The sequence below is a fragment of the Streptosporangium pseudovulgare genome (assembly GCF_014648055.1).
GTDB classification, from domain to species: Bacteria; Actinomycetota; Actinomycetes; order Streptosporangiales; family Streptosporangiaceae; genus Streptosporangium; species Streptosporangium pseudovulgare.
This window is the reverse complement of the sequence record NZ_BMQJ01000015.1, coordinates 44,701-71,164: the sequence shown is the minus strand read 5'-3', so window position 1 is coordinate 71,164 and position 26,464 is coordinate 44,701. Positions and strand designations below refer to the sequence as shown.

Annotated in this window: 23 protein-coding genes; 13 read left to right on the top strand and 10 right to left on the bottom strand. The window is 73.2% G+C overall.

The features are described 5' to 3' along the window. The first annotated feature begins 43 nt into the window (after positions 1 to 43). Complete coding sequence (locus IEZ10_RS26950) at positions 44 to 859, top strand: NAD-dependent epimerase/dehydratase family protein (RefSeq protein ID WP_189249323.1); 816 nt, start codon at positions 44 to 46, stop codon at positions 857 to 859. A 36-nt stretch (positions 860 to 895) separates the two neighbouring features. On the opposite strand, the gene IEZ10_RS40060 is transcribed toward IEZ10_RS26950, so the two are convergent. Beyond that, positions 896 to 1,021, bottom strand: a complete 126-nt coding sequence (locus tag IEZ10_RS40060) for a hypothetical protein (RefSeq protein WP_268246376.1) — start codon at positions 1,019 to 1,021, stop codon at positions 896 to 898. 158 nt (positions 1,022 to 1,179) lie between these two features. On the opposite strand from IEZ10_RS40060, the gene IEZ10_RS26945 reads away from it, so the two are divergent. After that, a complete protein-coding gene (locus tag IEZ10_RS26945) occupies positions 1,180 to 2,091 on the top strand; it encodes a glycoside hydrolase family protein (RefSeq protein WP_189249322.1) in 912 nt (303 codons plus the stop codon). A gap of 153 nt (positions 2,092 to 2,244) precedes the next feature. Here IEZ10_RS26945 and IEZ10_RS26940 read toward each other — a convergent pair whose 3' ends face one another. Both IEZ10_RS26940 and IEZ10_RS26935 read right to left on the bottom strand, forming a co-directional pair. Next, the gene (locus tag IEZ10_RS26940; RefSeq protein WP_268246380.1) at positions 2,245 to 2,913 is read right to left on the bottom strand and encodes a sulfotransferase domain-containing protein; all 669 of its coding nucleotides are present in this window, start codon (positions 2,911 to 2,913) and stop codon (positions 2,245 to 2,247) included. 85 nt (positions 2,914 to 2,998) lie between these two features. Beyond that, positions 2,999 to 3,370, bottom strand: coding sequence for a sulfotransferase family protein (locus IEZ10_RS26935; protein WP_229811679.1), 372 nt, complete (start codon positions 3,368 to 3,370; stop codon positions 2,999 to 3,001). A 67-nt stretch (positions 3,371 to 3,437) separates the two neighbouring features. Between IEZ10_RS26935 and IEZ10_RS26930 the strand changes: the two genes are divergently transcribed. The 8 genes from IEZ10_RS26930 to IEZ10_RS26895 all read left to right on the top strand — a co-directional run bounded on the left by IEZ10_RS26930 (position 3,438) and on the right by IEZ10_RS26895 (position 11,771). Next, positions 3,438 to 4,787 carry a lanthionine synthetase LanC family protein gene (locus IEZ10_RS26930; protein WP_189249321.1) on the top strand — a complete coding sequence of 450 codons (1,350 nt, stop codon included), beginning with the start codon at positions 3,438 to 3,440 and terminating at the stop codon, positions 4,785 to 4,787. Positions 4,788 to 5,284: 497 nt separating this feature from the next. Next, positions 5,285 to 6,310: an ABC transporter substrate-binding protein gene (locus IEZ10_RS26925; protein ID WP_189249320.1), complete on the top strand. Its 1,026-nt coding sequence runs from the start codon at positions 5,285 to 5,287 to the stop codon at positions 6,308 to 6,310. 188 nt (positions 6,311 to 6,498) lie between these two features. Next, on the top strand, positions 6,499 to 7,284 hold the full coding sequence (locus tag IEZ10_RS26920; RefSeq protein WP_189249476.1) for an ABC transporter ATP-binding protein: 786 nt from the start codon (positions 6,499 to 6,501) through the stop codon (positions 7,282 to 7,284). Next, positions 7,277 to 8,290: an ABC transporter permease gene (locus IEZ10_RS26915; protein ID WP_229811678.1), complete on the top strand. Its 1,014-nt coding sequence runs from the start codon at positions 7,277 to 7,279 to the stop codon at positions 8,288 to 8,290. The genes IEZ10_RS26920 and IEZ10_RS26915 overlap by 8 nt, the downstream gene beginning before the upstream one ends. Beyond that, the gene (locus tag IEZ10_RS26910) at positions 8,290 to 9,666 is read left to right on the top strand and encodes an LLM class flavin-dependent oxidoreductase (protein WP_189249319.1); all 1,377 of its coding nucleotides are present in this window, start codon (positions 8,290 to 8,292) and stop codon (positions 9,664 to 9,666) included. Before IEZ10_RS26915 ends, IEZ10_RS26910 begins: the two co-directional genes overlap by 1 nt. Next, complete coding sequence (locus IEZ10_RS26905; RefSeq protein WP_189249318.1) at positions 9,663 to 10,211, top strand: NADPH-dependent FMN reductase; 549 nt, start codon at positions 9,663 to 9,665, stop codon at positions 10,209 to 10,211. Before IEZ10_RS26910 ends, IEZ10_RS26905 begins: the two co-directional genes overlap by 4 nt. Then, on the top strand, positions 10,208 to 10,714 hold the full coding sequence (locus IEZ10_RS26900) for a flavin reductase family protein (protein WP_189249317.1): 507 nt from the start codon (positions 10,208 to 10,210) through the stop codon (positions 10,712 to 10,714). Before IEZ10_RS26905 ends, IEZ10_RS26900 begins: the two co-directional genes overlap by 4 nt. A gap of 439 nt (positions 10,715 to 11,153) precedes the next feature. Further along, positions 11,154 to 11,771: a nucleotidyltransferase domain-containing protein gene (locus IEZ10_RS26895; RefSeq protein ID WP_189249316.1), complete on the top strand. Its 618-nt coding sequence runs from the start codon at positions 11,154 to 11,156 to the stop codon at positions 11,769 to 11,771. Between the two features lie 61 nt (positions 11,772 to 11,832). On the opposite strand, the gene IEZ10_RS26890 is transcribed toward IEZ10_RS26895, so the two are convergent. Together IEZ10_RS26890 and IEZ10_RS26885 are read right to left on the bottom strand one after the other, a co-directional pair. Next, positions 11,833 to 12,897 (bottom strand): sporulation protein, encoded by a 1,065-nt coding sequence (locus IEZ10_RS26890; protein WP_189249315.1) that lies wholly within the window; start codon positions 12,895 to 12,897, stop codon positions 11,833 to 11,835. A 160-nt stretch (positions 12,898 to 13,057) separates the two neighbouring features. Next, positions 13,058 to 13,762, bottom strand: coding sequence for a TetR/AcrR family transcriptional regulator (locus IEZ10_RS26885; RefSeq protein ID WP_189249314.1), 705 nt, complete (start codon positions 13,760 to 13,762; stop codon positions 13,058 to 13,060). 108 nt (positions 13,763 to 13,870) lie between these two features. Here IEZ10_RS26885 and IEZ10_RS26880 point away from each other — a divergent pair, with 108 nt between their 5' ends. Both IEZ10_RS26880 and IEZ10_RS26875 read left to right on the top strand, forming a co-directional pair. Then, positions 13,871 to 14,605 carry an SDR family oxidoreductase gene (locus IEZ10_RS26880; RefSeq protein WP_189249313.1) on the top strand — a complete coding sequence of 245 codons (735 nt, stop codon included), beginning with the start codon at positions 13,871 to 13,873 and terminating at the stop codon, positions 14,603 to 14,605. Between the two features lie 59 nt (positions 14,606 to 14,664). After that, positions 14,665 to 14,871 carry a 4-oxalocrotonate tautomerase family protein gene (locus IEZ10_RS26875; protein WP_189249312.1) on the top strand — a complete coding sequence of 69 codons (207 nt, stop codon included), beginning with the start codon at positions 14,665 to 14,667 and terminating at the stop codon, positions 14,869 to 14,871. A gap of 80 nt (positions 14,872 to 14,951) precedes the next feature. Here the strand turns inward: IEZ10_RS26875 and metH are convergent, their stop codons facing one another. The 5 genes from metH to IEZ10_RS26850 form a co-directional block, all read right to left on the bottom strand. Beyond that, entirely contained in the window at positions 14,952 to 18,788 is a 3,837-nt protein-coding gene (gene metH, locus IEZ10_RS26870) for a methionine synthase (RefSeq protein WP_189249311.1), read from the bottom strand. A gap of 303 nt (positions 18,789 to 19,091) precedes the next feature. Beyond that, complete coding sequence (recD2, locus tag IEZ10_RS26865; RefSeq protein WP_189249310.1) at positions 19,092 to 21,224, bottom strand: SF1B family DNA helicase RecD2; 2,133 nt, start codon at positions 21,222 to 21,224, stop codon at positions 19,092 to 19,094. A gap of 179 nt (positions 21,225 to 21,403) precedes the next feature. Then, on the bottom strand, positions 21,404 to 22,408 hold the full coding sequence (locus tag IEZ10_RS26860) for a MerR family transcriptional regulator (protein WP_189249309.1): 1,005 nt from the start codon (positions 22,406 to 22,408) through the stop codon (positions 21,404 to 21,406). 6 nt (positions 22,409 to 22,414) lie between these two features. Continuing rightward, complete coding sequence (locus IEZ10_RS26855) at positions 22,415 to 23,083, bottom strand: HEAT repeat domain-containing protein (protein ID WP_189249308.1); 669 nt, start codon at positions 23,081 to 23,083, stop codon at positions 22,415 to 22,417. A gap of 58 nt (positions 23,084 to 23,141) precedes the next feature. Continuing rightward, positions 23,142 to 24,164, bottom strand: coding sequence for a LacI family DNA-binding transcriptional regulator (locus IEZ10_RS26850; RefSeq protein WP_189249307.1), 1,023 nt, complete (start codon positions 24,162 to 24,164; stop codon positions 23,142 to 23,144). 471 nt (positions 24,165 to 24,635) lie between these two features. Here IEZ10_RS26850 and IEZ10_RS26845 point away from each other — a divergent pair, with 471 nt between their 5' ends. Beyond that, positions 24,636 to 26,396, top strand: a complete 1,761-nt coding sequence (locus tag IEZ10_RS26845; RefSeq protein ID WP_189249306.1) for an ABC transporter substrate-binding protein — start codon at positions 24,636 to 24,638, stop codon at positions 26,394 to 26,396. The last annotated feature ends 68 nt before the right edge of the window (positions 26,397 to 26,464 follow it).

Sequence of the window (26,464 nt, the reverse complement as noted above, 5' to 3'; positions counted from 1 at the left end):
GCGTGATCGGAAATGTCGGTGGCCGCTGCCATACTCCCGGACCATGACAGTGGAGAGAGTCGTGCTCACCGGCGCCGCCGGACGGGTCGGGTCCGTGCTGCGCGAGCCGCTGCGGCGCCGGCTGCGCCGGCTGGTCTCGGTCGACCGCGAGCCGCTGACCGCCCAGGGGCCGGACGAGGAGGTCCGCCGGGCCCACCTGGACGGTATCGAGGACGCGGCCTCGGTCATCGAGGGCGCGGACGCGGTCGTGCACCTGGCCGGGGTGCCGGACGAGGCGCCGCTCGCCGACCTCCTGGACGGCAACGTCCTGGGCACCCACCACGTGCTGGAGGCGGCGCGCCGTACGGGGGTCGGGCGCGTGGTGCTGGCGAGCAGCAACCGGCTGACCGGCTGCTACCCGGCCGCGCAGCCGGTCTCGGCGTCGGCGCCGCCCCGCCCCGACGGGCTGTACGGCGTCAGCAAGGTCGCCGTGGAGGCGCTGGGCCGGCTGTACGCCGACAAGTTCGGCCTGCAGGTGGTGTGCCTGCGCATCGGCAGCCTCGAACCCGAGCCGAGCGAGCCGCGGCACCTCGCCACCTGGCTGAGCCCGCGCGACTGCGCCGGGTTCGTCTGGGCCGCGCTGACCCGGCCCGATGTCACCTTCACCGCCGCGTACGCGGTGTCGGCCAACACCCGCCGGTACTGGGAGCTCGACGACGGGCTCGGCTACCACCCCCTCGACGACGCCGAGGCGTACGCCGACCGGATCCCCGGGGCGGCGGAACACTTCGCCGCCGACCCGCTCCAGGGCGGTGATTTCGCCACCGCCGAGTACACCCTCCGCCACGCCTTCGGCCCGCGGCCGGCCGAAGGGCACTGAGGACGGCCGGTCGCCCGGTCACGGTGAAGTGGCCGGTCACCCGGTCACGGTGAAGCCGCCGAACGGCAGGACGGCGAACCCGAGGGCGACGAGGATGTTGACCGCCGTCGCGGCGGCGAACACGCCGACCGGCCGCCGGCCCGCCGCGCGCGGCGACGCCACCCGGAACTCCGGCCCGACGCCGACGGGTGGTGGGCATGCTCCGACCCTGAACCGTATTTCCTATCAAGTCAATAGGAAATCCATGGAATAGCATGGCGTCTCCCAAGAAAGGGCGGACCTCCATGACTGCTTCCCGGCCGCGGCCTAACGTCGTGCCCATGTCGATCGAAGAGAACGTCGCCCGCCTCACGGGACTGCTGCCCGACCCCGGACGTTCGGCCGTCGCGGTCGCGCCGCCGCTCCCGCGGGAGGGGCACTGGGCCGGCGCGCCCAGCGCGGTGGCGGGCGGCGGCCTGATCCACCTGGCCTACCGGCTGCGCAGGCCGGTGGGGGAGGGGCGCGGTTACGCGGTCGTCGTGGCGCGCTCCGCCGACGGAGAGCGTTTCGAGAACATCCTGGCGATCACCCAGGAGGAGATGGACACCGAGTCCCTGGAGCGGCCGGCCCTGGTGCGCACCCCCGAGGGACGCTGGCGGCTGTACCTGAGCTGCGCCACGTACGGCACCAAGCACTGGCGGGTGGAGGTGCTGGAGGCCGACGACCCGGCGGGCTTCGACCCCCACCGACGCACGACCGTCCTGCCCGGCGACCCCAAGACCGGGGTCAAGGACCCGGTGATCCTGTGGCGGGACGGGGTGTGGCACCTGTGGGCCTCCTGCCACCCGCTGGAGGACCCCGAGGAGGCCGACCGGATGGTCACCAAGTACGCGACCAGCGCCGACGGCCTCGAATGGACCTGGCAGGGCACGGCGCTGAGCGGCCGCCCGGGAACCTGGGACGGCCGGGGCGTCCGGGTCTCCGCGGTCCGCTTCGCGGCCGGCCGGGTGCTGGCCTTCTACGACGGCCGGGCGAGCGCGGCCGAGAACTACGAGGAGCGGACCGGCGTCGCGGAGGGGTGGGACCCGGCCGCGCTGGCCGCCGTGGGCGACCGTCCGGCCGCGGTCTCGCCGTACCGGGGCGGCGGCCTGCGCTACCTCGACATCGTCGACCTGCCCGGGGGCGGCACGCGGCTGTACTACGAGTACACCCGCGCCGACGGCGCGCACGAGCTGCGCACGGAGCTGCGCTGAGCGCACGGGACCACGCCGGGCGCGGAGCCGCGTTCATGGAGCCGCGCCGGGGCGCATCGGGTCGCGCCCCGGCGCACGGGACGGGCGGGCCGGCCGAGGGAGTGGCCGGCCCGCCGCGTCCGTTCGAGGCCCCGGCGCGGGCCGGTCCCCGGATCAGCCGGGCACCCGCCGGGGATCCGCCGGGGGGACGCGGCCGTTCCTGGCCTGGCGCTGGCCGGGAGGACGCCCGCCGACCAGGCCGCCGGAGCGGTCCCGGGGCCTGAGCCAGTCGCCGAAGTCCTCACCGGTGACCCGCTGGAGCAGCTCGACGTCGTCGGCGAAGTACGGGATGAGCCGCTGCCGCTGCTCCCAGGTGAGCGGGCGCCGCGGGTCGCCCCGCCGCTGGAGCAGGCCCTCGATCGGCTCGGCCAGCGCCGTGCCCAGCCTGCCGGGCAGGAAGCGCCCGGCCAGCGCCCCGGCCCGCGCGGCGGCCGACAGCAGGACGTGCCTGCGGCCCGCGTCGGGATGGGCGGTCACGTTCTCCCGGGGCGCCTCGGTGAGCAGGCCCTGCCGTACGCCGAAGAAGGCGCAGATGCGGTCCAGCGTCGCCGCGGGCCGGTCCACCAGGTCCCGGTAGCGGAAGGCCAGCACCTGCTCGCGGGGGAACAGCGTGAACAGGTGCGCGAGCTGCTCGCCGTACCGGCCGAGCCGCACGTAGTGCCAGAAGTGGGCCCAGCCGGCCGCGACCCGCCGGTCCTCCTCGGCGCACGCGCGGACCACGTCGCCGATCGGCTCCAGGCCCGCCGACCACAGGTGGGTCCAGTTGGAATGCGCCCGCTCGATCCCATGGCGACGCTGCGCGTCGCGGCTCGGGGGCTCTTGATCCGGTGTCTTCCCTCGTCTCTCCGCCGCTTCGCGGCTGCGTTCCTCAGTCCAGACACCGGTGCCCCCTCGCGGGCGGGTCGCGCAGCACGACGACGAACCGGACGTGCGGTACGGCGTCGCGGATGCGCCGGTGCGCGGCGCGGTCGTAGAGGTAGAAGGGGGTGGCCTCGCCGCGACGGGTCCCCGGCGGGGCGGCGGCGAACAGCGCCTCGTAGTCCTCCCGCCGCCAGACGTGCTCGCGGTAGGTCTGGACGTCGCCGGGCCCGCCGCGCGCCGGCGGCGGGCCGTCGGTGAGGAAGAACTTCGGTTCCTTGACCGGGGACAGGTAGAGCTCCGGATGGCGCTGAAGCGCGGCGTGCAGGGCGGTGGTCCCCGCCTTGGGAGCGCCGGCGATCAGGAAGTCGGGCAGGGGCATCGTCGTCCTCTCGGTACGCCGTGATGAATACCGGTGTTCCCTACCAATTTTGTGGGATAGTTTAAACATGGGCCTGGATCCGACGCGCTCATCGAGCGCCCGCGCCGAGACGCCCCTGACCGCCGCCATCATGGCCGGCCGCTGGATCCGTTCGGCGGCCGTCGACGACGAACGGGGGCGGCACTGGCGGGCCAACCCCGACGCCCGCGGCAGGTCGGCGCTCTCCCCGGAGCCCGGCTCGCTCTACGCCGGGGCGGCCGGCATCGTGCTGTTCTTCCTGGAGCTCGCCGCCGCCACCGGCCACGAGGCGTACCTGGAGGACGCCCGTGCCGGGGCCCGCCACCTCGCCGCCACCTGGCCGGAGCAGCGGGACGTCTCCCTCTACCACGGCCTGGCCGGCACGGTGTTCGCGCTGACACAGGCCGGCTGGGTGCTCGGCGACGAGGAGTTCGGGGAGGCGGCCCTGGCCGCCGCCGGCCGGATCGTCCGCGCCGCGCGTCCCGTGCGCGGCGGCGTCGGCTGGTCGCGCGAGCCCGCCCAGCGGGGCGACGGCGGGGTGGTGCTGGGCCTGCTGCACGCCGCCGCCGTCCTCGGGGCGCCCTCCCTGGAGGAGCTGGCCGTCGAGGCGGGCGAGCGCATCGCCGGGCAGCCGGTGCCCGGCCACCTCTTCGGCGACTGCCCCGGCCTGCCCGCCGACGCGGTCACCCCGGGCTTCCTGTCCGGTACGGCCGGCACCGCCTTCCTGCTCGCCCGGCTGTACGGCGTCACCGGCGACGTGCGGTTCCTGGAGGCGGCGCGGCGGGGGGCGGACTTCGTCCGCGCGGTCGGCGTCGTCAGCGGCGAGTGCGCGGTCGTCCCGCACCATCTGCCGGAGGGCCGCGGCCTGCACTACCTCGGGTTCTGCTCCGGCTCGGCCGGCGTGGCGAGGATGTTCCACGAGCTGTACCGGGTGACGGGCGAGGCGTCCGACCTGATGTGGGTGGAGCGGCTGGCGCGCGGCGTCATGCGCAGCGGCGTGCCGTACCGGCGCACGGCCGGGTTCTGGAACTCGGCCTGCCAGTGCTGCGGCACCGCCGGTCTGCTGGAGCTGTTCGTCGGGCTGTGGTCCGAGACCGGGCGGGAGCCGTACCTGGAGTTCGCCCGCGAGCTCGCCGACGACCTGATCGGCCGCGCGGACGGCCACGACGGGCTGGGCCTGCGCTGGTACCAGGCGTACCGGCGGCTGCGGCCGGGCGAGGTGTCGGCCGACACCGGCTACATGGTGGGCGCGGCGGGCATCGGCGCCGCGCTGCTGCACCTGGACGCCGCGCTGCAGGGCGGAACCCGGCGGCTCATCCTGCTGCCCGACAACCCGTTCCCGGCCATCCCCGCGCCGGCCGCGGTGCTGCGCCGCGACGGCGGCCACGGCGGCGGCTGAGGGGCGGCCGCCCGCCCCACGGCGGACGGTCAGGGGTCAGTGGTCAGGGGTCAGGGGTCGGGGGTGGTCGCGGCACCGGCCGGGCGGCCGTCACGTCTCCGGGCCCGGAACGGCCGCGGTGGTCGGGGGACTCCCAGTGGGGCGGGCGCGTCACCCCGGACAGGGCCCGCCTAATTTCATGTAATTCTAGTAGGAAAAGTTGACTTATCCGGCGGGGGATCGTAGGTTCGAGGACATGAGCCTGGGGCTTCACCTGACGCGCCGCTCGCACGTGGACTTCTGCCACGTCGCCAGCGCGCAGTGTCGTTGATCACGGATCACCGGCGTCCAACCGCACTCCACGAGGGCGCACGGCCGGCCTGCCGCCGCATCCGAACCCTCGCGTCCCCGCGTGGCCGACGACGCCCACGCGCCCTCCCCCTCATCGTCTTCCCCCGGCGCGCCCCGCCCGCGGCCCGGCGCCGCGCGAGCGCGCCCCTCCACGAGGAACCACCTCCGTGATCAGAACCGGACACGCCCTTCTGTCCCTCCTCCTCGTCGCCGCCCTCGCCGGCTGCGGCTCCGCCTCCGCCTCCGGCTCCTCCCAGTCCGGCGCGCCGGAGGTGACCGAGCTGCGCTACCAGGGCAGCGTCGGCGCCGTCACCTTCCCCGAACTGGCCGAGGCGCTCGGCTACCTCGGGCCGATCAAGCTGAAGTGGATCGGCAACACCATCTCCGGCCCGCAGGACATCCAGGCCGCGGCCACCGGGCAGACCGACTTCGGCGGCGCGTTCAACGGCGCGATCGTCAAGCTCAAGGCCGCCAAGGCCCCGATCAGGGCCGTGATCGGCTACTACGGCAGCGACACCGACAGCTACGTCGGCTACTACGTCACCGGCGACTCGCCGATCAGGGGCCCCCGCGACCTGATCGGCAGGAGGATCGGGGTCAACACCCTGGGCGCCCACCTGGAGGCCGTGCTCAAGGAGTACCTCAAGCGCGGCGGCCTGACCCCGCAGGAGATCGACAAGGTCGAGCTGGTCGTCGTGCCGCCGGTCAACACCGAGCAGGCGCTGCGCCAGGGTCAGATCGACGTGGCCGCGCTGTCCGGCATCCTGCGGGACAAGGCCCTGGAACGCGGCGGCATCCGCCCCCTGTTCAAGGACATCGACCTGTTCGGCTCCTTCACCGCGGGCAGCGTCGTGCTGACCGAGCGGTTCATCCGGCAGAACCCCGGCACCACCCGGAAGTTCGTGGAGGCGTTCGCCAGGGCCGTCGAGTGGACGCGCACCCACTCCCGCCAGGAGGTGATCGCCAAGTACCGGGAGATCATCGCCCGGCGGGGCCGTAACGAGGACCCCTCGACGGTCGGCTTCTGGAAGAGCAGCGGCGTGGCCACCCAGGGCGGGACGATCTCCGACAGGGACTTCCAGACCTGGATCGACTGGCTGGGACGCGAGGGCGAGATCAGGCCCGGTCAGGTCAGGGCGTCCGACGTCTACACCAACGAGTTCAACCCCTTCGCGAACGGGAGGACCTCGTGAGCACGCACGCCACCGGCGGGGACACCGCGGGAGAGACCCTCGTGAACGGCGCCGCCGCGCGGCTCGGCTCACTGCGACGCCACGCGTCGCGGCTCGGGGGCTTTCGAGCCGACGCCTCCCCTCGCCACCCAATCGCTACGCCCGCTCCCTCCTCGGTCCGGACACCGGCCGCCCCCTCGCAGGCGAAGATCGGCATCCGGGACGTCGGCAAGGTCTTCCGCACCCGCGGCTCGGACCGGCCGTTCACCGCGGTCGCCGGGGTGGACCTGGACGTCCGCGAGGGGGAGTTCCTCACCCTCGTCGGCCCGAGCGGCTGCGGCAAGTCCACCCTGCTCGACCTGATCGCCGGGCTCACCACGCCGACCAGTGGCGAGATCCTCATCGACGGCCGAGCCGTCGACGGTCCCGGCCTCGACCGGGGCATCGTCTTCCAGCAGTACGCGCTGCTCCCGTGGCGTACGGCCCTGGCAAACATCGAGTTCGGGCTGGAGGCCAAGGCCCTCCCGAGGCGGGAACGGCGCGAGCGGGCCCGGCACTACCTGGACCTGGTCGGGCTGGCCGGGTTCGAGCACCGCTACCCGCACGAGCTGTCGGGCGGCATGCGCCAGCGCGTCGCGATCGCCCGCAGCCTCGCCTTCGACCCCGACGTGCTGCTGATGGACGAGCCGTTCGCCGCCCTGGACGCCCAGACCCGGGAGTCGCTGCAGGAGGAGCTGCTGCGGGTGTGGGAGAAGACGAACAAGACGGTCGTGTTCATCACCCACGGCATCGACGAGGCCGTCTACCTGGGGCAGCGGGTCGCGGTCATGACCTCCCGCCCCGGCCGGATCAAGGAGATCGTCGACGTCCGGTTCGACTCGCGCGAGGGCGACCTGCGCGCCGACCCGGTGTTCGGCGAGTACCGCCACCACGTCTGGAGCCTGCTGCGCAACGAGGTCGCCGCCAGCCGGGAACAGGAGCGGACCGTTGACTGACATCCTCGCCGTACCCGCGACCGGATCCGCACGGGGCGACGCCCCGGCCCCGGCGTCGCCCGCCACCCCGGCCCAGACCCCGGCCCCGGCTCCGTCCGCCACCCCGGCCCCGGTGTCACCCGCCGCTCCGGAGAACCCGGAGAGCCCGGGGGTCCTGAAGAGCCCGGAGACCCTGGAGACCCTGAAGACCTCGGAGACCTCGGAGACCTCGCGGCCCGCCCGGCTCGCCGGCCTGGCCCGGTTCGGCCGCCGCGTCCGGCTCGGCCGGCTCGCGCGGCGGGCACCGGCCGTGGTGCTGCTCGCCGCGACCTGGGAGGTGCTGCCCCGTACCGGGGCGGTGGACCCGGTCTTCGTGCCGCCGCTGTCGGAGGTGCTGCGCGCCTGGTACGACCTGCTGCTCGGCGGGCAACTGCTGGAGCACTTCCAGGCGTCGCTGGTCCGCTCCCTCACCGGGTTCGGCCTGGCCGTCGTGCTGGCCGTACCGCTCGGGCTGGCCATCGGCTGGTACCGGCCGGTCGCCGACTTCCTCAGCCCGGTCCTGGAGATCTTCCGCAACACCTCGGCGGTGGCCCTGCTGCCGGTGTTCATCCTGATACTCGGCCTGGGGGAGCCGTCGAAGATCGTCTTCGTGTTCTACGCCTGCTCCTGGCCCGTCCTGCTCAACACCGTCAGCGGGGTCAGAGCCGTGGAACCGCTGCTGGTCAAGTCGGCCCGCTCCCTGGGGCTCGGCCCGCTCAGCCTCTTCCGGAAGGTCATCCTCCCTGCGGCCGTCCCCACCATCTTCACCGGCATCCGGCTGGCGGGCGCCTCCTCGATCCTCGTCCTGCTGTTCGCCGAGATGGTCGGGGCCAAGGCCGGCCTCGGCTACCTCGTCCAGGACGCCCAGTTCAGCTTCCGCATCCCCGACATGTACGCCGGGATCATCACCATCTCCGCCCTCGGCCTGCTGTTCAACCTGCTCCTGCTCGCCGTGGAGCGGCGTTTTTCCACCTGGAGGACCACCTGATGCCCACCCGGACGCTCCACCTCAACGCCTTCCTCATGGGCGTCGGCCACCACGAGGCGGCCTGGCGCCACCCGCGCACCGAACCCGCCCGCCTCACCGACGTCCGGCACTACCAGCAGCTCGCCAGGATCGCCGAGCGGGGCCGGCTCGACTCGGTCTTCCTCGCCGACAGCCTCGCCCTGCAGGGCGACGTCCGGCACAACGCGCTGGGCGGCCTGGAGCCGCTGACGCTGCTGGCAGCGCTGGCCGCGGTCACCGACCACGTCGGCCTGATCGCGACGGTGTCCACCACCTACAACGAGCCGTTCCACGTGGCCCGCAAGTTCGCCTCGCTGGACCACATCAGCGGCGGCCGGGCCGGCTGGAACATCGTCACCTCCGCGGGCGAGGCCGAGGCGCGCAACTTCGGGATCGAACGCCCCGCCCACGCCGACCGCTACGCCCGGGCCGCCGAGTTCCTCGACGTCGTCACCGGGCTGTGGGACAGCTGGGAGGACGACGCCGTCGTCGGCGACCGCCTCGGGGGCGTCTACGCCGACGCCGGCCGGATCCACCCGCTCGACCACGACGGCCCCCACTTCCGGGTCCGCGGCCCGCTCAACACCTCCCGTCCGCCGCAGGGCCACCCGCTGCTGGTGCAGGCCGGCTCCTCCGAGGACGGCAAGGACTTCGCGGCCCGGTACGCCGAGGCGGTCTTCACCGCCCAGCAGACGCTCGCCGACGCCCAGGCGTTCTACACCGACCTCAAGGGCCGCCTCGCCCGGTACGGCAGGCATCCGGGCGACCTGCTGGTCCTCCCCGGCATCTCCCCGGTCATCGGCTCCACCGAGCGGGAGGCGCGCCGGCTGGAGCAGGAGCTGCAGGACCTCATCATCCCCGCGTACGGCCTGGCCCAGCTGTCCCATCTGGTGGGCATCGAGCTGACCGAGGACGCGCTGGACCGTCCCCTGCCGGACGTCTCCGCCGAGACGGAGGGGGCGCAGAGCCGCCGCAGGCTCGTCATCGACCTCGCCCGCCGGGAGAACCTGACCGTGCGGCAGCTCCTCGGCCGCCTCGCGGGCGGCCGGGGGCACCGGGTCCTGGCCGGGACCCCCGAGCGGATCGCCGACGAGATCCAGCTCTGGTTCGAGAACGGCGCCGCCGACGGCTTCAACGTCATGCCGCCGGTCCTGCCGGGCGGCCTGGAGGACTTCGTCGACCACGTCGTGCCGGAACTGCAGATCAGGGGCCTGTTCCGGCGGGAGTACGAGGGCCGCACGCTGCGCGACAACTACGACCTGCCCCGGCCGGCCTCCCGCCGCGCGCGGCCCCCGGCCGGCGAACGGCCCGACGCGGCGGACACGGTGGGCTCGGCGGACGCGGTGGTGGCCTCGTGACCTCCGTCGTGACGCTGGTCGGCAACCCCCGCGGAGGGTCCAGGACGCGGATCGCGGCGGTCGCGGCCGCCGAGGCGATCGGGGAGCGGATCGGGCACGACGGCTCCCACGAGGTCGTGGACCTGTCGGCGCTCGGGCCGCAGCTGCTCGCGCCCGGCCCGTCCGCGGGCGTGGAGGTGGCGCTGGAGCTCGTCACGGGCGCGGACGTGCTCGTGGTGGCCAGCCCCACCTACAAGGGGACCTACACCGGCCTGCTCAAGGCGTTCCTCGACCGGCTGCCCCCGGCCGCGCTGACCGGGGTCGCGGCGCTGCCGGTGCTGGTCATGGGTGACCCCCGGCACGCCCTCGCCGTCGAGGTGCACCTGCGGCCCCTCCTGGTCGAACTCGGCGCGCACGTCCCCACCCCGGGGCTGGCGCTCCTGGAGCGGGAGCTGCCGGACCTCGGGGAGGTCCTCGCGCGCTGGACCGGCCGGGTCGCCCCCCAGGTGGCGGCGGCGCTCGGGGAGAGGACGGGGATCCGGCTCAGGGAGGGAGCGGGGACATGACGGAGACCCTGTGGAACAGGTCCGTGGACCACGACACGTTCCGGCGGGCCCTCGCCGTACACGCCGCGGGCGTCGTCGTGATCACCGCGCAGAGCGGGGGCGTCCCGGCCGGGCTGACCGCGACCTCGTTCTCCTCGGTCAGCCTGGAGCCGCCGCTGGTCTCCTTCTGCGTGGACCGGGACTCGACCACCTGGCCCCGGCTGCGGGCCGCGGACCACTTCGCGGTCAACATCCTCACCAGTGACCAGGCGGGCCTGGCGGCCCGGTTCGCCAGCAAGGGCGTCGACCGCTTCGCCGAACCCACCCGATGGCGTCCCGGGCCGCTCGGGGCGCCGCTGCTGCAGGATGTCTCCGCCCACCTGGTCTGCCTGCCCCACCAGACGGTCGACGTGGGCGACCACATCCTCGTCGTCGGCCTGATCGCCGAGGTGAGCGTGGGTGACCGGGGCCTGCCGCTGCTGTACCACCGGGGCCGGTTCGGGCGGTTCGTCGCCCACCCCTGACCCGGTACGGCGCTCCGGAGGGGAGGTCTCCCCCTCGAAGGTCTCCGGTGGCGCCGTCACCGGACGGCCGGGACGCCGCCCGCCGGACTGGGGCGGGCCGCGTCCCGTGGCCGTCATCCCGGGCCGGGGCCGGGCCGTCTCGGTGGATCCGAGCCCCGGCCCCGGCCGTCATCCGGGGCCGGGACCGCTTCCACCGGTCCCGGCCCCGGTTCCGCTTCCCCGGCTGGTTCTGTAGAAGAATCGATTCTCGACGCCTCGCCGGCCAGCCGATCGGCAGGTGGCGGCCCGCTGTAGTCATGGGGGTGCCATGTTCCATGTCATGGCTGGCATCGGGACACCCGCAGATGGCGCGGGGTCACCTCGCCGTCCGCATGACCCCCGCGGCCGGTGGCCCCGTGACCGCCTTCACCGCTCCGGGATGATCGGGAAGGATGGCCGGATGGCACACGTCGAGGACTCATGGGAGCCGGCGCCCCTGATGGAGGTCGTCCGGCTGTTCCGGGAGCTGGCCGCGCCCTGGTGGGTCGGTGGAGGGTACGCCGTGGAGCTGGCCGTCGGCCGGTCCTGGCGGCAGCACGCCGACGTCGACATCGGCCTGCTGCGCCGTGACCAGCACGCGACGCGCCGCATGCTGGCCGGCTGGGACTGTCACGTCGCCGACCCGCCGGGCACCCTGCGTCCCTGGCCGGTGGGGGAGACCCTGCCGGCCAGGGCGCACGACGTGTGGGTGCGCGAACACGCCGGGGGGCCGTGGCGCTTCCAGCTGATGCTGGACGAGTCCGACGGAGACGAATGGGTCTACCGCCGCGACGCGCGCATCCGTCGCCCGCTGGACTCTCTCACCGTCGCCGGCGACGGTTTCCGCCGGCTGGCTCTGGAGGTTCAGCTGCTCTACAAGGCCAGGGGGCGGCGGGCCAAGGACGAGACGGACTTCGCCGAGGCGCTGCCCGCGCTGACCGGCGCGCAGCGGCGCTGGCTGGGCGAGGCGCTGGCGGTCGAGCACGGCGCCCACCCCTGGCGTGACCGGCTGGACGGCCGAAGCGCACGGAACGGATGAGCGGGCGGACCGACGGCGCCGGACCGGCCCCGGCCCCGGGCGTCCGGGGCCGGGGCTCGGGTCAGTCGTCGCCCCAGTCGCCGCCGCCGAAGTCGCTGTCGTCGTCGTCCCCCTCGAAGGCGTCGCCGATCTCGTCGACGATCTCGGCCGCCACGAAGCCGCCGACCAGCCCGGCCGCGCCCGCGGCGGCGACGGCCCCGAAGCCGGGCCCGCTGCGGTGACCGTGGTGGTCGTGGTGCCCGCCGTGGGCGTACGGGTCGTGGTGCCCGCCGTACCCGTGCCCGGCGTGTCCGTGGGCGCCGCCGTGGGCGTACGGGTCGTGGTGCCCGCCGTGTCCGTGGGCACCACCGTGACCGTGCTGGGACAGGGCGGCCAGCCAGCCGTTGATCTCGGCGGCCCAGTCGCGGTGCAGGGCCTCGTCGTGGCCGACGCGCCAGCGGCCGTAGGAGTCGTCACCCGAGCCGTGGAAGCCGCCGCGCCGGTCGGCCTCCAGGACGACGTCCATGCCGCCGGGGCCGGAGACGAAGGTGAGCTCCACCTCGTTGACCAGGCCCGAGTAGGCGGGCGGCGGGTAGAACTCGATCTCCTGGTAGAACGGTAGCCGCTGGTCGGCGCCGTAGATGTGGCCCTGCTCCAGGTCGGCGCTCTTGAACTGGAAGCCGAGCTGGGCGAAGGCGCGCAGGACCGCCTCCTGGGAGGGCAGCGGCTCGATCTCGACCGGGTCCATGTCGCCCTTGTCCACCGCGCCGGCGACCGCCACCTCGGTGCGCACGCCCATCGCCATGCCGTGCAGGCGCTGACCGTGGATCTCGGTGACCGGCGCCTCCCACGGGACGGGAAGCTCGAAGGGGATGACGCGGTCCTCGCCGGCGCGCAGCCGGAACGACCCGGAGACCTCGGCGCGCAGGAACTCCATCAGGCCGACGTGCTCGCCCTCGCCGTACTCCGACTCCACCCGGGTGACCAGTCCCAGGGCGACGTACTGGATGTCGGTGTCGAAGTCACCGCCCTTGATCCGCACCTCGCCGCGCAGCGGCCCGCCCGGCCGTACGCGCGGAGTGGCCAGGATCGTGTCCACCGACGGACCCCCGACCCCCAGGGCCCCCAACATGCGTTTGAAGATCACGGATTCCTCTCCCTGTGACGTCCTGAATGGTGAACCACCCGCTGGAACGATCAACCGGGGAGCACGGTTCCCGTCGTCATCCCCGGGTTTCCGGAGGAGGACGGCGGCGCGGCGGACGGTGGAGGCGCGGGCGTGGCCGACGCGCGTGCCCGCGTGGCCGTCATGCCCGGCCGGAGTGGGCGACGCGTTCGAGCCATCGCAGCAGGAGGGCCGTCTCGGCCGGTTCGAGGGCCTCGGCGCCGGTGAGAAGAAGCTGCGCGTGGAGGCTCAGCGCGGCGGTGCGCAGCGGGTCGGCGTCGTTCCGGACGCCCGTCTCGGTGAGCACGTACGAGAACACGACGTCTCGCATGCGGTGGGACGGCCCGGGGTCGTCGAACAGGGCCGGTTCGGCGATGTGGTCGAGGGCGATTCCGACGTTCGCCGACAGGATCAGCCGGGCGGCTGTCCGCGGCTCGACCCTCAGCGCGCCCGCCGCCGCGCACCGTACGAGCGCGGCCACCAGCAGGTCGAACACGCGATCGCGAGCCGTCGAGCGGGACCACGGCCGGGGAGTGAACATCAGCTGGTACAGCGCCGGGTTCTCCTTCGCGAACGCCATGTGGCCGTCCCAGCCGGCGAGCAGGTCGGCCACCGGGTCGTCCGTCCGTTCCTGGGCGGCCTTGAGCGCGGCGTACCGCTCGTACCCGTGGTCGGCGACGGCGTCGAGGAGCCCGCGCTTGTCGCCGAACAACCGGTAGAGCACGGGCTGGCTCACACCGACCGCCTCGCAGACCGCGCGTGTGGCGATCTCGTGGTCCGAGGAGGCCGCCAGCTGATGCTCCGCAGCCTCGATCATCGCCGCGCGAAGCGAGTCCGTTCCCGTCATGTAAACGATGATACCGCCCGATGCTATCGGTGATACGAAATTGTGTTATCTTCATGGCATAGCACCGATATGTCCGATGCGTATCGTTGATACGAGCAGGGGGTTGTCATGAGTGATCAGCGTGTGGCCGTCGTCAGCGGCGGCTCCCGTGGCATAGGCCGGGCGGTCGCGAGGACGCTCGCGGCGCAGGGTCACGCGGTCGTGGTGGGATACCAGGGGTCGGCCTCGGCCGCGGCGGAGGCCGTACAGGAGATCACGGCGGCCGGCGGCCGGGCGATCCCGGCACGGGCGGACGTGGCGGACGAGGCCGCGGTCGCGGCGATGTTCGACGCGGCGCAGGAGGCCTTCGGCGGGGTCGACGTGGTCGTCAACGCGGCGGGGCGGCTGTCGCTGTCCCCGATCGCCGACCTCGATCTCGACGACCTGGACGCCCTGCACCGCACCAACATCCGCGGCACGTTCGTCATGGCGCGAGAGGCCGCGCGTCGCGTGCGCGACGGGGGTGCGATCGTCACCTTCTCCACCTCCGTGGTCGGGCTGCAGTTGCCGAACTACGGGGCGTACGTCGCCAGCAAGGGCGCCGTCGAGGCGATGACGCTCGTGCTCGCCCGCGAGCTGCGCGGGCGGGACATCACGGTCAACGCGGTCGCGCCCGGCCCGACCGCCACCGACCTGTTCCTCGACGGCAAGGACGAGGCCACGATCGAACGGCTCGCCAAGCAGCCCCCTCTGGAGCGGCTCGGCACCCCCGAGGACATCGCCGAGGTCGTCGCCTTCCTGGCGAGCCGGGCGGGGCACTGGGTCAACGGGCAGGTCGTCCGCGCGAACGGCGGAATCGTCTGACGAGCGCCTCCCGGCGTCCGCCGCCCCACTCCGGATCCACGACACGAAAGGAAGACGACATGCCCTTCGCCAACCTCAAGGTGCCCGCCGGCACCCTGACCCCTGAATCCAAGAAGAAGCTCATCGACGCCGTCACCGACGCCTTCGCCGGCGTCTACGGGGAGCGGGCCAGGGCCACCACCCTGGTCCTCCTGGAGGAGGTCCCCGACGGCGGCTGGGGCCTGGGCGGCGACGTCCTCACCGCCGAGATGCTCGGCCGGAGCTGACCGGTCCGCGGCCGGCCCGGACGCCGCCGCCGCCCGGGGGAGGATCGCCCGGGAAACGGCGGCGGAGGGGGACCGGGAGGTCAGTCGCCGTAGGCGAGGTTGGGGCGCAGCCAGCGTTCGATCTCGGCGACCGGCAGGCCGCGCCGCAGCGCGTAGTCCTCGATCTGGTCCCGGCCGAGCCTTCCGACGGTGAAGTACCGCGACGCCGGGTGGGCGAACATCAGCCCGCTGACGCTGGCGGCCGGGGTCATCGCGAAGGACTCCGTCAGGTCCATGCCGATCCGCCGGGCGCCCAGCAGGTCGAACAGGTCACGCTTCTGGCTGTGGTCGGGGCTCGCCGGGTAGCCGAACGCGGGGCGGATGCCCCGGAAGCGCTCGGCGTGCAGGTCGGTGAGCGACGGGGCGGCGTCCGGCTCGTACCACTCGCGCCGCGCCCGCAGGTGGATCCACTCGGCGAACGCCTCGGCGAGCCGGTCGGCGAGGGCCTTGACCATGATCGACCGGTAGTCGTCGTTGCCGGCCTCGAACCCGGCGGCGAGCTCCTCGGCGCCGTGCACGGTCACCGCGAAGCCGCCGAGGTGGTCGCCGGCCGGGGCCACGTAGTCGGCGAGGCACCGGTTGGGCCGCCCCTCGGGCTTGGCGGTCTGCTGACGCAGCATCGGCAGCCGTACGGCACCGCCCGCGGCGTCACCGGCGTCCACCACGAGGTCGTCGCCCTCGGAACGGGCCGGCCAGAAGCCGTAGACACCCCGCGCCCGCAGCGTGCCCGCGGCGACGATCTCGTCGAGCAGCGCGTTGGCCTCGTCGAACAGCTCGCGGGCCACCGGCTGGTCGAGGATCGCCGGATACTTGCCCTTCAGCTCCCAGGCCAGGAAGAAGAACTGCCAGTCGATCATCTCGCGGAGCTCGGTCAGACCGGGCTCGACGACGCGGACGCCGGTGAAGGCGGGCACGGGCAGGTCGTCGAAGGAGACCCGCTCGGGGTTGGCGCGGGCCCGCGCCAGCGTCAGCATCGGGCTGCGCTCCCGGGAGGCGTGCTGCTCGCGCAGCCGCTCCTGCTCGGCGCGGTTGGCCGTGTCCAGTTCCTCGGCGCGGCCCGGGTCCAGCAGGTCGGAGACCACGCCGACGACCCGGGAGGCGTCGAGCACGTGGACCACCGGGCCGCCGTAGGCGGGGGCGATGCGGACCGCGGTGTGCTGGCGCGAGGTCGTGGCGCCGCCGATCAGCAGCGGCAGCCTCATCCCGCGGCGCTCCATCTCGGCGGCGACCGAGACCATCTCGTCCAGCGACGGGGTGATCAGCCCCGACAGGCCGACGGCGTCGGCGCCCTCGGCGACCGCGGTGTCGAGGATGCGCGAGGCGGGCACCATCACGCCGAGGTCGACGACCTCGTAATTGTTGCAGCCCAGGACGACGCCCACGATGTTCTTGCCGATGTCGTGCACGTCGCCCTTGACGGTCGCGAGCACCACCTTGCCGCCGCCCCGCCGGGCGCCGTTCGCGCGGTCCGTGTCGGCCGCGCGGTCCGCCGCGTCGCCGGTCACGGCGCCGGCCGCGTCACCCGCCGTGCCCTCCGCACCGCCCGCCGCGGTCCCGTCCGCGCCGCCTGTGTCGTTCGCGTCGTCCGCTCCGGCCGCCGCGAGCCGCGCCCGCTCCTTCTCCGCCTCCATGAACGGTTCCAGGTAGGCGACCGAGCGCTTCATCACCCGCGCGCTCTTGACCACCTGCGGCAGGAACATCTTGCCCGAGCCGAACAGGTCGCCCACGATCTTCATGCCGTCCATGAGCGGGCCCTCGATCACGTCGAGGGGCCGCGCCGCCTGCCGCCGCGCCTCCTCGGTGTCCTCCTCGACGAAGTCGGCCACGCCGTGCACGAGCGCGTGCGCCAGGCGCTTCTCCACCGGCGCGTCGCGCCAGGACAGGTCCACCGTACGGCGGGTGCCGCTCCCGCTGACCGTCTCGGCGAACGCGACCAGCCGGTCGGTGGCGTCGGGACGCCGGTCGAAGATGACGTCCTCGACGAGTTCCAGCAGCTCGGCGGGGATGTCCTGGTAGACGGCGAGCTGGCCGGCGTTGACGATGCCCATGTCCAGCCCGGCGCGCACGGCGTGGAAGAGGAACGCCGAGTGCATCGCCTCCCGCACGACGTCGTTGCCGCGGAAGGAGAACGACAGGTTGGAGATGCCGCCGCTGGTCCGCACCCCGGGGCAGCGCTCCTTGATGAGCGGCAGCGCCTCGATGAACGCCTTGGCGTAGCCGTTGTGCTCGGAGATGCCGGTGGCGACCGCCAGCACGTTCGGGTCGAACACGATGTCCTCGGCGGGGAAGCCCGCCTTCTGCGTCAGCAGGTCGTAGGCGCGGGCGCAGATCTCCACCTTGCGCTCGACGGTGTCGGCCTGCCCCCGCTCGTCGAAGGCCATGACCACCACTCCGGCGCCGTGGTCGCGGATGTGCCGCGCCTGCGCCAGGAACGGCTCCTCGCCCTCCTTGAGGCTGATCGAGTTGACCATGCCCTTGCCCTGCACGCACCTGAGCCCGGCCTCCAGCACGCTCCACCGCGAGCTGTCGATCATGATCGGGACGCGGGCGACCTCCGGCTCGGTCGCGATCAGGTTCAGGAACGTCGTCATGGCCCGCTCGCTGTCGAGCAGGTCGGCGTCCATGTTGACGTCGAGGAGGTTGGCGCCGCCGCGCACCTGCTCCAGCGCGACGTCCACGGCGGCCTGGTGGTCGCCCGCCTCGATGAGGCGGCGGAACCGGGCCGAGCCGGTGACGTTGGTGCGCTCGCCGATCATCACGAAACCGGTGTCGGCGCCGATCTCGAACGGCTCCAGCCCGCTGAGGCGGGTCCGCTCGGGCGGCGCCGGGACCCGGCGCGGTTCGAGCCCGGACACCGCGCCGGCGATCCGCTCGATGTGGCCGGGCGTGGTCCCGCAGCAGCCGCCCACGACGTTCACCGTCCCGGCCGCGGCGAACTCGCCGAGCAGCCCGGCGGTCTCCTCGGGTGTCTGGTCGTAGCCGCCGAAGGCGTTCGGCAGCCCCGCGTTGGGGTGGCAGGCCACGTAGGTGCCGGCCAGGCGCGACAGCTCGGCGACGTGCGGGCGCATCTCCTCGGCGCCCAGCGAGCAGTTCACCCCCACGACCAGGGGGGAGGCGTGCGCGACCGAGGTCCAGAACGCCTCCACGGTCTGGCCCGACAGCGTGCGCCCGCTCAGGTCCACGATCGTCACCGAGATCCACAGCGGCAGGTGCGGGGCGACGTCGCGGGCCGCGGCGACCGCCGCCTTGGCGTTGAGCGTGTCGAAGATCGTCTCGATCAGCAGCAGGTCGACGCCGCCCTCGGCCAGCGCGCCGATCTGCTCGGCGTAGGCGGCGTACACCTCGTCGAACGTGACCGCCCGGTAGGCCGGGTCCTCCACGCGCGGCGACAGCGAGAGCGTGACGTTCAGCGGGCCGACCGAGCCGGCCACGAACCGGCCGCCGGCCTCGTCGGCGGCCTGGCGGGCGATCTGCGCGCCCCGCAGGTTCATCTCCCGCACCAGTGACTGCAGGCCGTAGTCGGCCTGGCCGATGCTCGTCGCGGTGAAGGTGTTGGTCGTGGTGATGTCCGCGCCCGCGGCGAGGTAGCGGCGGTGGACGTCGAGGATGAGGTCGGGGCGGGTGAGGTTCAGCAGGTCGGGGTCGCCGGTCACGTCGAGCGGGTGGTCGCCCAGGATCTCGCCGCGGTAGTCGGCCGGGGTGAGCCCGGCGCCCTGCAGCATCGTGCCCCACGCCCCGTCGAGCACCGCGATCCGCCGGTCCAGCAGTTCCCGCAGCGCGCGGGTCCGGCCGGCCGCCCGGGTCGCGGTCTCCTGCGGCGCGCCGTCCGGCGCGGGGGCGGTGTCGCGGATGGTCGTGCGGGCGGAAGACGTGTTCATTCGGCTCACCTCCGTTTGTCGGAGGCGCCCTTGTCGAACAGGTAGGGGACCGAGCGTGGCGGGTCTTGGGCCCGTTGCAGCGCCTCTCGGCCTTTCCGGATCAAGGTTAACCCGGCCGCCCCCGTCCGGGCCAACTCGTTCCGGCCTTCGGGACGAGGTGAGCACGGTACCGGAAACCCGGCGACGCCGTACGGCGGGCACGGGCCGCTTCGAACCCCGCGCGGCCCGGAACCCGCGCGGCCCGGAATCCGTGCGGCCCGGAACCTGTGCGGCTCGGAACCCGCGCGGGACGCGCCGGGGCGTTCAGCCCTGGAGCGCCAGGGCGAGGCGGCGGGCGAGGCCGGTGTTGCGGCGCCCGCCGAGCCGGTGGACCGCCGTCTCCAGGGCCTCGCGCCGGCCGACCAGGACCACCCACGCCTTCGCCCGGGTGACCAGGGTGTAGAGCAGCCGGCGGCGCAGCATGACGCCGCCGGCCTCGGCGACGATCGGCGCCACCACGAACGGGTACTCGCTGCCCTGTGAGCGGTGCACGCTGACGGCGTAGGCGTGGGTCAGCTCGTCGAGCTCGTCGAAGCCGTACTCGACGACCTGGCCGTCGTCGGTGCGGATCTCGACGACCCGGCTCTCCGGGACGACCGCGGTGACCGTGCCGGTCTCGCCGTTGAAGACGCCCTTGTCGTAGTTGTTGCGGATCGGCATGACGCGGTCGCCGACGCGGAAGACCGTGGAGCCCGCCCAGTGCTCGGCCGCGTCGTCGCGGGCGGGGTTGAGCCGCTCCTGGATCATCCGGCCCAGCTCGACGGTGCCGGTGGGACCCCTGCGCATCGGGCACAGCACCTGCACCTCGCCCGGGTCCACCTGCTGTTTGCGGGGGATCGCCACCGTCGCCAGGTGGACCACCCGCTCGGCGACCCGCTCGGGGTCGTCGAGCTCCTCGAACCAGAAGCCCCCGCCGCCGGGGACCGCCGGGACCTCGCCGGCCCGGATCCGGTGGGCGGCCTCGATGATCCCGCTGCCCTCGGCCTGGCGGAAGACGTGCGTCAGCCGGACCCGCGGGATCTCCTCGACGCGCAGCAGGTCGGCCAGCACGCTGCCGGGGCCGATGCTGGGGAGCTGGTCGCTGTCGCCGACCAGCAGCAGGTGGCTGCCCGAGGGGATGGCCGCGGCCAGGCGGGTGGCCAGGTGCAGGTCCAGCATGGACGCCTCGTCGACCACGATCAGGTCGGCCCGCGCGGGCGTCTCCTGGAACAGCGTGCCCTCCTCCTCGTCGGGCCGGTGGGCCAGCATCCGGTGCACGGTCATCGCGGGCACGCCGACCAGCTCCGACAACCGCTTGGCGGCCTTGCCGGTCGGCGCGGTGAGGGTCACCGAGCCGCCCGCGGCGCGCACCACCCGGGCGATGGTCCTGACGGTGTGGCTCTTGCCGCAGCCGGGGCCGCCGGTGATGATCGACACGGTGCTGGTCAGCGCCATGTTCACCGCGATCCGCTGGTCCTCGTGCAGCGCGGGGTCCTCGTGGAAGGCGCGCAGGGGGAGCTCCGAGGGCGCCTGCCAGAGCCGTGTCAGGTGGGTGGTCAGCCGCAGCTCGCGGTCGTGGAGGTAGGCGAGGTAGGCGACGGTCCGGCCGGTGCCGTCGAGGGCCGCCTCGACCACCACCCGGCGGTCGGCCACCAGGGCGTCGACCATCCGCCGGATGACCTCCTCGTCCTGGCCGACCAGCTCCATCGTCTGGGTGACCAGGGCGGTCAGCGACAGGTAGCAGTGCCCGCCGCCGGCCGCGGCCGCCTCCAGCCGGTCGAGGATCGCCGCCCTGACCCGCTGCGGGCTGCACTCCGGCACCCCCGACTGCAGGGCGATCTTGTCGGCGGTGGCGAACGCGACTCCCCTGACCTGGCCGATGAGCTGGTAGGGGTCGGCGGACAGGATGGCGGCGGAGTCGGAGCCGAACGCCTGGTAGACCTTGGCGGCCAGCAGCGGGCTGATCCCGAAGCCCTGCAGGACGACCATGAGCGCGGCGATCGCCTTCTGCTCGCGCCACGCCTCGGTGATCTGGCCCTGCCGGGTCGGGCCGATGTTGATGACCTCGCGGAGCCGTTCCGGCTCGGCGTCGATGATCTTCAGCGTCTCCTCGCCGAAGTGGTCGACGATGGCGTGGGCCAGCCTCGGGCCGATGCCGCGGATCAGGCCCGAGCCGAGGTAGAGGCGGATGGCCCGGACGGTGGACGGCACGATCCGCTCGCAGCCGTCGACCACGAAGCGCCTGCCGTGCCGGGGGTGCTCGTCCCACCGCCCGGCGAGCCGGAGCGTCTCTCCGGGCTGCACCCCGGCCAGGGCGCGGCCCGAGGCGACGAAACCCGGGCCGTCGTCAGCGCTCATCCGGGCGACGGTGTACTCGTCCTCGCGGACGTACACCAACTGCTCGACGGATGCCTCCATGAGGAGACACTGTAGGCAACGGGACCGACAGGCCGCCGCCGGCGCGGGCGGAGGACCCGCGCCGGGGCCCGTACCCGGTACGGCCCGCACCGGGTACGGCGTGCGGGCGCGGGGCCCACGCCGGTGCGGCTTCGGGGATCAGGGTCATCCGGGGCGCGCGGCGCCCCGGGAGGGATCCGTCATCGCGCGTCGCGTATCCCGAGAACGTACGCCGCGGTGAGCGCGACGACACGGTCTTCGTCATGTGACAGATCCGCGAGGGCCCGTGACGCCGTGGCTCCCGGGATGTCCGCGAGCGCCTGTGTCAGCCGGGGGCGTGCGGACGGTTCGACGGCGCCGTGGGCGAGGCGATCGACGAGCATGGCGGCGATCCGGTCCGCCGACGCGGGACGACCCGCCAGCGCGCTCAGCGCGTCGGCCGCGTCGGCGTCGTTCGTCCCCTCGACGACCATGTCGATGAGCGTCGGGACCGCGTCGGCCACTCCGCGTTCCCCGAGGGCCAGAGCCGCGTACCCGCGGACCACTATGTCGGGGTTCGTGAGGGTCTTCCGCAGCAGCGCGGTCGCCTTCCCGCCCGGAATCTCGGCGATGGACCGGACGGCACGTTCGCGCACCTCGGCCGCCGGTGAGCCGAGGCCCTCCGCCAGCAGCGCCAGTCCGTCGTCGCCCGATCGCGCCAGAGCCCACCGGAGGGCCCCGGCGACGTTCGGGTCCGTCTCACTCAGCACCGCCTCGACCAGCGCTTCCACCGGCACCGGGACCTCTCCGGCCGCGGACAGGGCCGCGCGCTGGCGCTCGCCGGCGCTCTTCGCCCCCAGGTCCCGGAGGAGCGCGACGGTCTGGAGGACGTCCTCCCAGCCCGCGGGTTCCGCGGCGCCGATCCGGCGGAGCCGGGTGAGCAGATCCGTCTCGGCCGCGATGCGTTCCCGCGTCTGACGGATGAGGTCGTCGACGAGCTCCGAGGGTGTGAATCCGGGATCGTCGAGCGCGCGCCCGACCTCACGCAGCGACAGCCCCAACGACCGCAGGCTCTCGATATGGAAGATCCGCCGGATGTCCTCGTCGGAGTACTCCCGATAGCCGGCCCCGGTACGACCCGTCGGCCGCACCAGGCCGAGCGAGTCGTAATGCCTGAGCATGCGGGCACTGACCCCGGACCGCCGTGCCACGTCACCGATCAACACTGCCCATCACTCCTCCTGGCCGGGGCCGCCCAGGGCCACGACGCGCTTCGCCTCCTCGATCGCGAACTCGAACCCGGCATCCGGGTCGCGCGACAGCCGCTCCGTGGCGATCGCGTGAGCGCGCACGCGAGGGTCGGGATCCGTCATGGCGGCGCGCAGGGCCGGCATGATCACCTCGCCGAGCGCGACCAGCGCCCGGCTGAGGCTCAGCCGCGTCTCATGCCCGCCGCGTCCGAACTGTGTCGCCAGCACCGCGGCCAGCCCGGTCTCCTCACCTTCGGGCACGAGCACGACCGCCGCCCGCCAGGCGCTCCGCGCCACCTCGTCGTCGGCGTCGGTCAGCAGCGCTCGTGTGATCGCCGGCCACGCCTGCCGATCCCCGATCTTGGACAGCGTGTGCAACGCCTGGCTTCGTGCCTGCGCGCGCTCCGAGCGGAGTTCATCGAGGAGCCTCGGGACCGTCATCGACGCCGGGTGGCGGGTGAGCGCCCACGTCAGCATGTCGCGCACATGGAATTCGGGCTCGATCGCGCATCGTTCGACGAGCGTGTCGACGAACCGCGGATCAGGGGCCGTGCCGACCGCCAGCGCCGCCCGCAGTCGCACCGACGGGTCGCCGTCCTCCAGCCCCCGCGAAGCCCTAATCGTGTCCGTGTCCTGTTCCGCCATGGCCATCGGGACCACCTCCTCGGCACCACTGAAGACCTTGTCACCGTGTCAAGGTCAAGCGGGGTCACGCCGTGGGCGGGGGAGGGGCGGTGCTGGCCCGGGGGGCGAGCCGGGCCGCCTCGTCCTCGACCCCCGGGACGCCCTCGCCGGCGATCAGCGACAGCAGGGTGCGCGCGGCGTGGGCGCCGTAGGCCGGGATGTCGCGGGTCAGCGCGGTCAGCGCGGGCCGTACGACCTGGGACAGGGGAGAGTCGTCCCAGGCCACGATCGACAGGTCGGCGGGCACGTCCAGGCGCATCTCCTGGGCGACGGACAGGCCGGCGACGGCCATGATGTCGTTGTCGTAGATGACCGCGGTGGGCCTGTCGCGGGAGCTGAGCAGGCGGCGGGTGGCGCGGGCGCCCTCCTCGCCGGTGTAGTCGGTGTGCACGATGACCTGGCCGTCCAGGTCCAGTTCCGCGCAGACGGCGGTGAACGCCCGGTCGCGCAGGACGGTGTGGACCAGCCGGGGCAGTCCGGCGACGCGGGCGACGCGGCGGTGGCCGAGCGCGGCGAGATACCGGACGGTCTCCTGGACGGGGGCGTCGTCGTCGGACCAGACGGGGACCAGCGAGCCCGCCTCCGAGGGGTGGCCGAGCACCACGGCGGGCATGCCGAGCGTCTCCAGCTCGGTGACGCGCGGGTCGGCGAAGTGCAGGTCGACCAGGATGGCGCCGTCGACGCGGCCCTCGCCCCACCAGCGGCGGTAGGTCTCCATCTCCTGCTCGTGGTCGGTCACCACCTGCAGCATCAGCCCGTAGGAGCGGGCCGACAGCTCACTCTCGATCCCGCTGATCAACTCCATGAAGAACGGTTCCATGCCGAGGACGCGCGCCGGGCGGCACACGGCCAGCCCCACGCTGCGCGCCCGCGCGCCGTTCAGCGCCCGCGCGGCGCTGTTGGGTCGCCACCCGATCTCCTGGGCGATCGCCTTGATCACCGCCCGCTTGGCCTCCGACACCCCGGGGCGGTCGTTCAGCGCGTAGGAGACCGCCACCTTGGAGACGCCCGCCCGCCGGGCGATGTCGGCGATCGTCGGCCGCTTCACGACGCCCCCTGACTGAATCGGTTCGGTTCTCGATGTCCACGCGCACCCTACTACCTGCCCGCGCACGCCCACAGCCGGGAGCACCCGCCGCCCGGACGCGCGGGCGGGCGGCGGATCCTGCGATGTCACCGCTGTTCGGCGCGGGTGGCCTCGCCGGAGCGCGGGCCGGGCCGCGCGGCGGGACGTCTCGAAGGAGTCACGGCTATTGACACGTCGTACACGCGGAATTTACGTTCTCGGTACTTATCCGGTTCAGTCGCATCCCGGAGCGATCCGGCCCCGTGCCGGCGCGTCAGAGGTGTGGCGCGGGTTGCGACACCATCCACCGGCCCGAAGACGGGGAGCGTGCTTTCGCGGCGCACTGGGAGCGCTCCCACAAGGCCCGCGGGAGCCATGCTCCCGCGGGCCGATCCATCGGGGGCCTGGAACGACGTTCAGACCTCCGCCGGGCGGCGGGGGAAGGAGAGACAGATGCGAAACCGGGTGCGGATCATCCTCCCGCTCCTGGCGACGGGCCTGGCCGTCGCCGCGTGCTCCGGTGGCGGGACCACGCCGCCCGCCCAGGGCTCCGGGGCGGCGAGCGCGCCCGCCGCGGCCCCCGGTGGCGGAGACGGCGGCTCGCTGCCCCGCAACGAGACGCTCTACACCACCGGCTCCCAGTGGGGGCCGCCGGCCAACTTCAACCCGATCCGCGAGTGGGACTACGCCACCGGCACCAAGGGCCTGGTCTACGAGACGCTGTTCCACTACGACCCCAACGCCGCCAAGCTCGTCCCCTGGCTGGCCGAGAGCGGAAGCTGGACCGGCGACAAGACCTACGAGGTCAAGCTCCGCTCCGGGGTGAACTGGTCGGACGGCAAGCCGCTGACCGCCAAGGACGTGGTCTACTCCTACGAGCTCGGCAAGATGGAGACCATCCCGTTCCACAACATGTGGGACTGGCTGAAGAGCGTCGAGGCGGTTGACGACCGGACCGCGCGCTTCACCTTCTCCGAGGCCAACTACCAGGAGTGGGATTTCAACCTCTACGGCCGCGCCATCGTCCCCGAGCACGTCTGGAACGGCAGGTCCGAGGAGGACGTGCTCAACGGGGTCAACGAGAACCCCGTCGGCACCGGCGCCTACACCTACAAGAGCCACAGCCAGGACCGTGTCGTCTGGCAGCGCCGCGACGACTGGTGGGGCAAGACCGCCCTGAACATGGAGCCCAAGCCCAAGTACATCGTCGACATCGCCACCCCCAGCAACGAGGTCGCGATGGGCATGCTGCTGCAGAAGGGCCTGGACCTCAGCAACAACTTCCTGCCGGGCGTGGCCAACCTCGTCAAGGGCGACTTCGGCATCACCTCCTTCTACAACGAGCCGCCGTACATGCTCTCGGCCAACACCGCCTGGCTGGTCCCCAACACCACGAAGAAGCCGATGGACGACCCGGCCTTCCGCAAGGCCCTCGCCTCCTCGGTCGACACCAAGAAGATCGTCGAGGGCGTCTACGGCAATCTCGTCAAGGCCGCCAGCCCCACCGGCCTGCTGCCGCAGTGGGAGCAGTTCGTCGACCAGGCCACGGTGTCGTCGGCCGGGTTCTCCTTCGACACCGGCAAGGCCAAGAAGCTCCTCGCCGACGCCGGCTACAAGGACAGCGACGGCGACGGGCTGGTGGAGAACAAGGACGGCTCGAAGATCAAGCTGACCCTCATCGTGCCGTCCGGCTGGACCGACTGGATGGAGGCCGCCCGCGTCATCGCCTCCAGCGCCAAGGCCGCCGGCATCGACGTCACCGCCGACTTCCCCGACTTCAACGCCCTGGTGGAGAAGCGCGGCAAGGGAGACTTCGACCTGGTGCTCAACAACGAGCGTCAGCTGTCCAACACCCCGTGGACGTACTACGAGTACGTCTTCCAGCTCCCGGTCCGCAAGCTGCAGAACACCGTCAACTTCGGCCGCTACGAGAACGAGAAGGCCTGGAAGCTGGTGCAGGAGCTCGACCGGGTCAAGACCGACGACATCGCCGGCATGAAGGCGAAGATCGCCGAACTCCAGAAGATCCATCTGGAGGAGCTGCCGGTCATCCCGCTCTGGTACAACGGCCTGTGGGCCCAGTCGAGCACCAGCGTCTGGAAGAACTGGCCCTCCTCGGCCCCGAACGCTCCCAAGTACGCGCCGGCCATGTGGCGCAACTGGATGGAACTGGGCGGCTTCGAGACGCTCACCCAGCTCCAGCCCGCCTCCTGACCGTCGGTTCCGCCCCCTCCTCCCCCTTCCCTCCTTCCGGGGGGAGGAGGGGCCCTTTTCGGGAGTTC

Coding starts and splice junctions, on each gene's coding strand:
- IEZ10_RS26900 (WP_189249317.1), top strand. CDS start 10,208: ATGACGGAGACCCTGTGGAACAGGTCCGTGGACCACGACACGTTCCGG.
- metH (WP_189249311.1), bottom strand. CDS start 18,788: ATGAACACGTCTTCCGCCCGCACGACCATCCGCGACACCGCCCCCGCG.
- IEZ10_RS26895 (WP_189249316.1), top strand. CDS start 11,154: ATGGCACACGTCGAGGACTCATGGGAGCCGGCGCCCCTGATGGAGGTC.
- IEZ10_RS26930 (WP_189249321.1), top strand. CDS start 3,438: ATGGGCCTGGATCCGACGCGCTCATCGAGCGCCCGCGCCGAGACGCCC.
- IEZ10_RS26880 (WP_189249313.1), top strand. CDS start 13,871: ATGAGTGATCAGCGTGTGGCCGTCGTCAGCGGCGGCTCCCGTGGCATA.
- IEZ10_RS26935 (WP_229811679.1), bottom strand. CDS start 3,370: ATGCCCCTGCCCGACTTCCTGATCGCCGGCGCTCCCAAGGCGGGGACC.
- IEZ10_RS26910 (WP_189249319.1), top strand. CDS start 8,290: ATGCCCACCCGGACGCTCCACCTCAACGCCTTCCTCATGGGCGTCGGC.
- IEZ10_RS26845 (WP_189249306.1), top strand. CDS start 24,636: ATGCGAAACCGGGTGCGGATCATCCTCCCGCTCCTGGCGACGGGCCTG.
- IEZ10_RS26875 (WP_189249312.1), top strand. CDS start 14,665: ATGCCCTTCGCCAACCTCAAGGTGCCCGCCGGCACCCTGACCCCTGAA.
- recD2 (WP_189249310.1), bottom strand. CDS start 21,224: ATGGAGGCATCCGTCGAGCAGTTGGTGTACGTCCGCGAGGACGAGTAC.
- IEZ10_RS26855 (WP_189249308.1), bottom strand. CDS start 23,083: ATGGCCATGGCGGAACAGGACACGGACACGATTAGGGCTTCGCGGGGG.
- IEZ10_RS26945 (WP_189249322.1), top strand. CDS start 1,180: ATGTCGATCGAAGAGAACGTCGCCCGCCTCACGGGACTGCTGCCCGAC.
- IEZ10_RS26885 (WP_189249314.1), bottom strand. CDS start 13,762: ATGACGGGAACGGACTCGCTTCGCGCGGCGATGATCGAGGCTGCGGAG.
- IEZ10_RS26950 (WP_189249323.1), top strand. CDS start 44: ATGACAGTGGAGAGAGTCGTGCTCACCGGCGCCGCCGGACGGGTCGGG.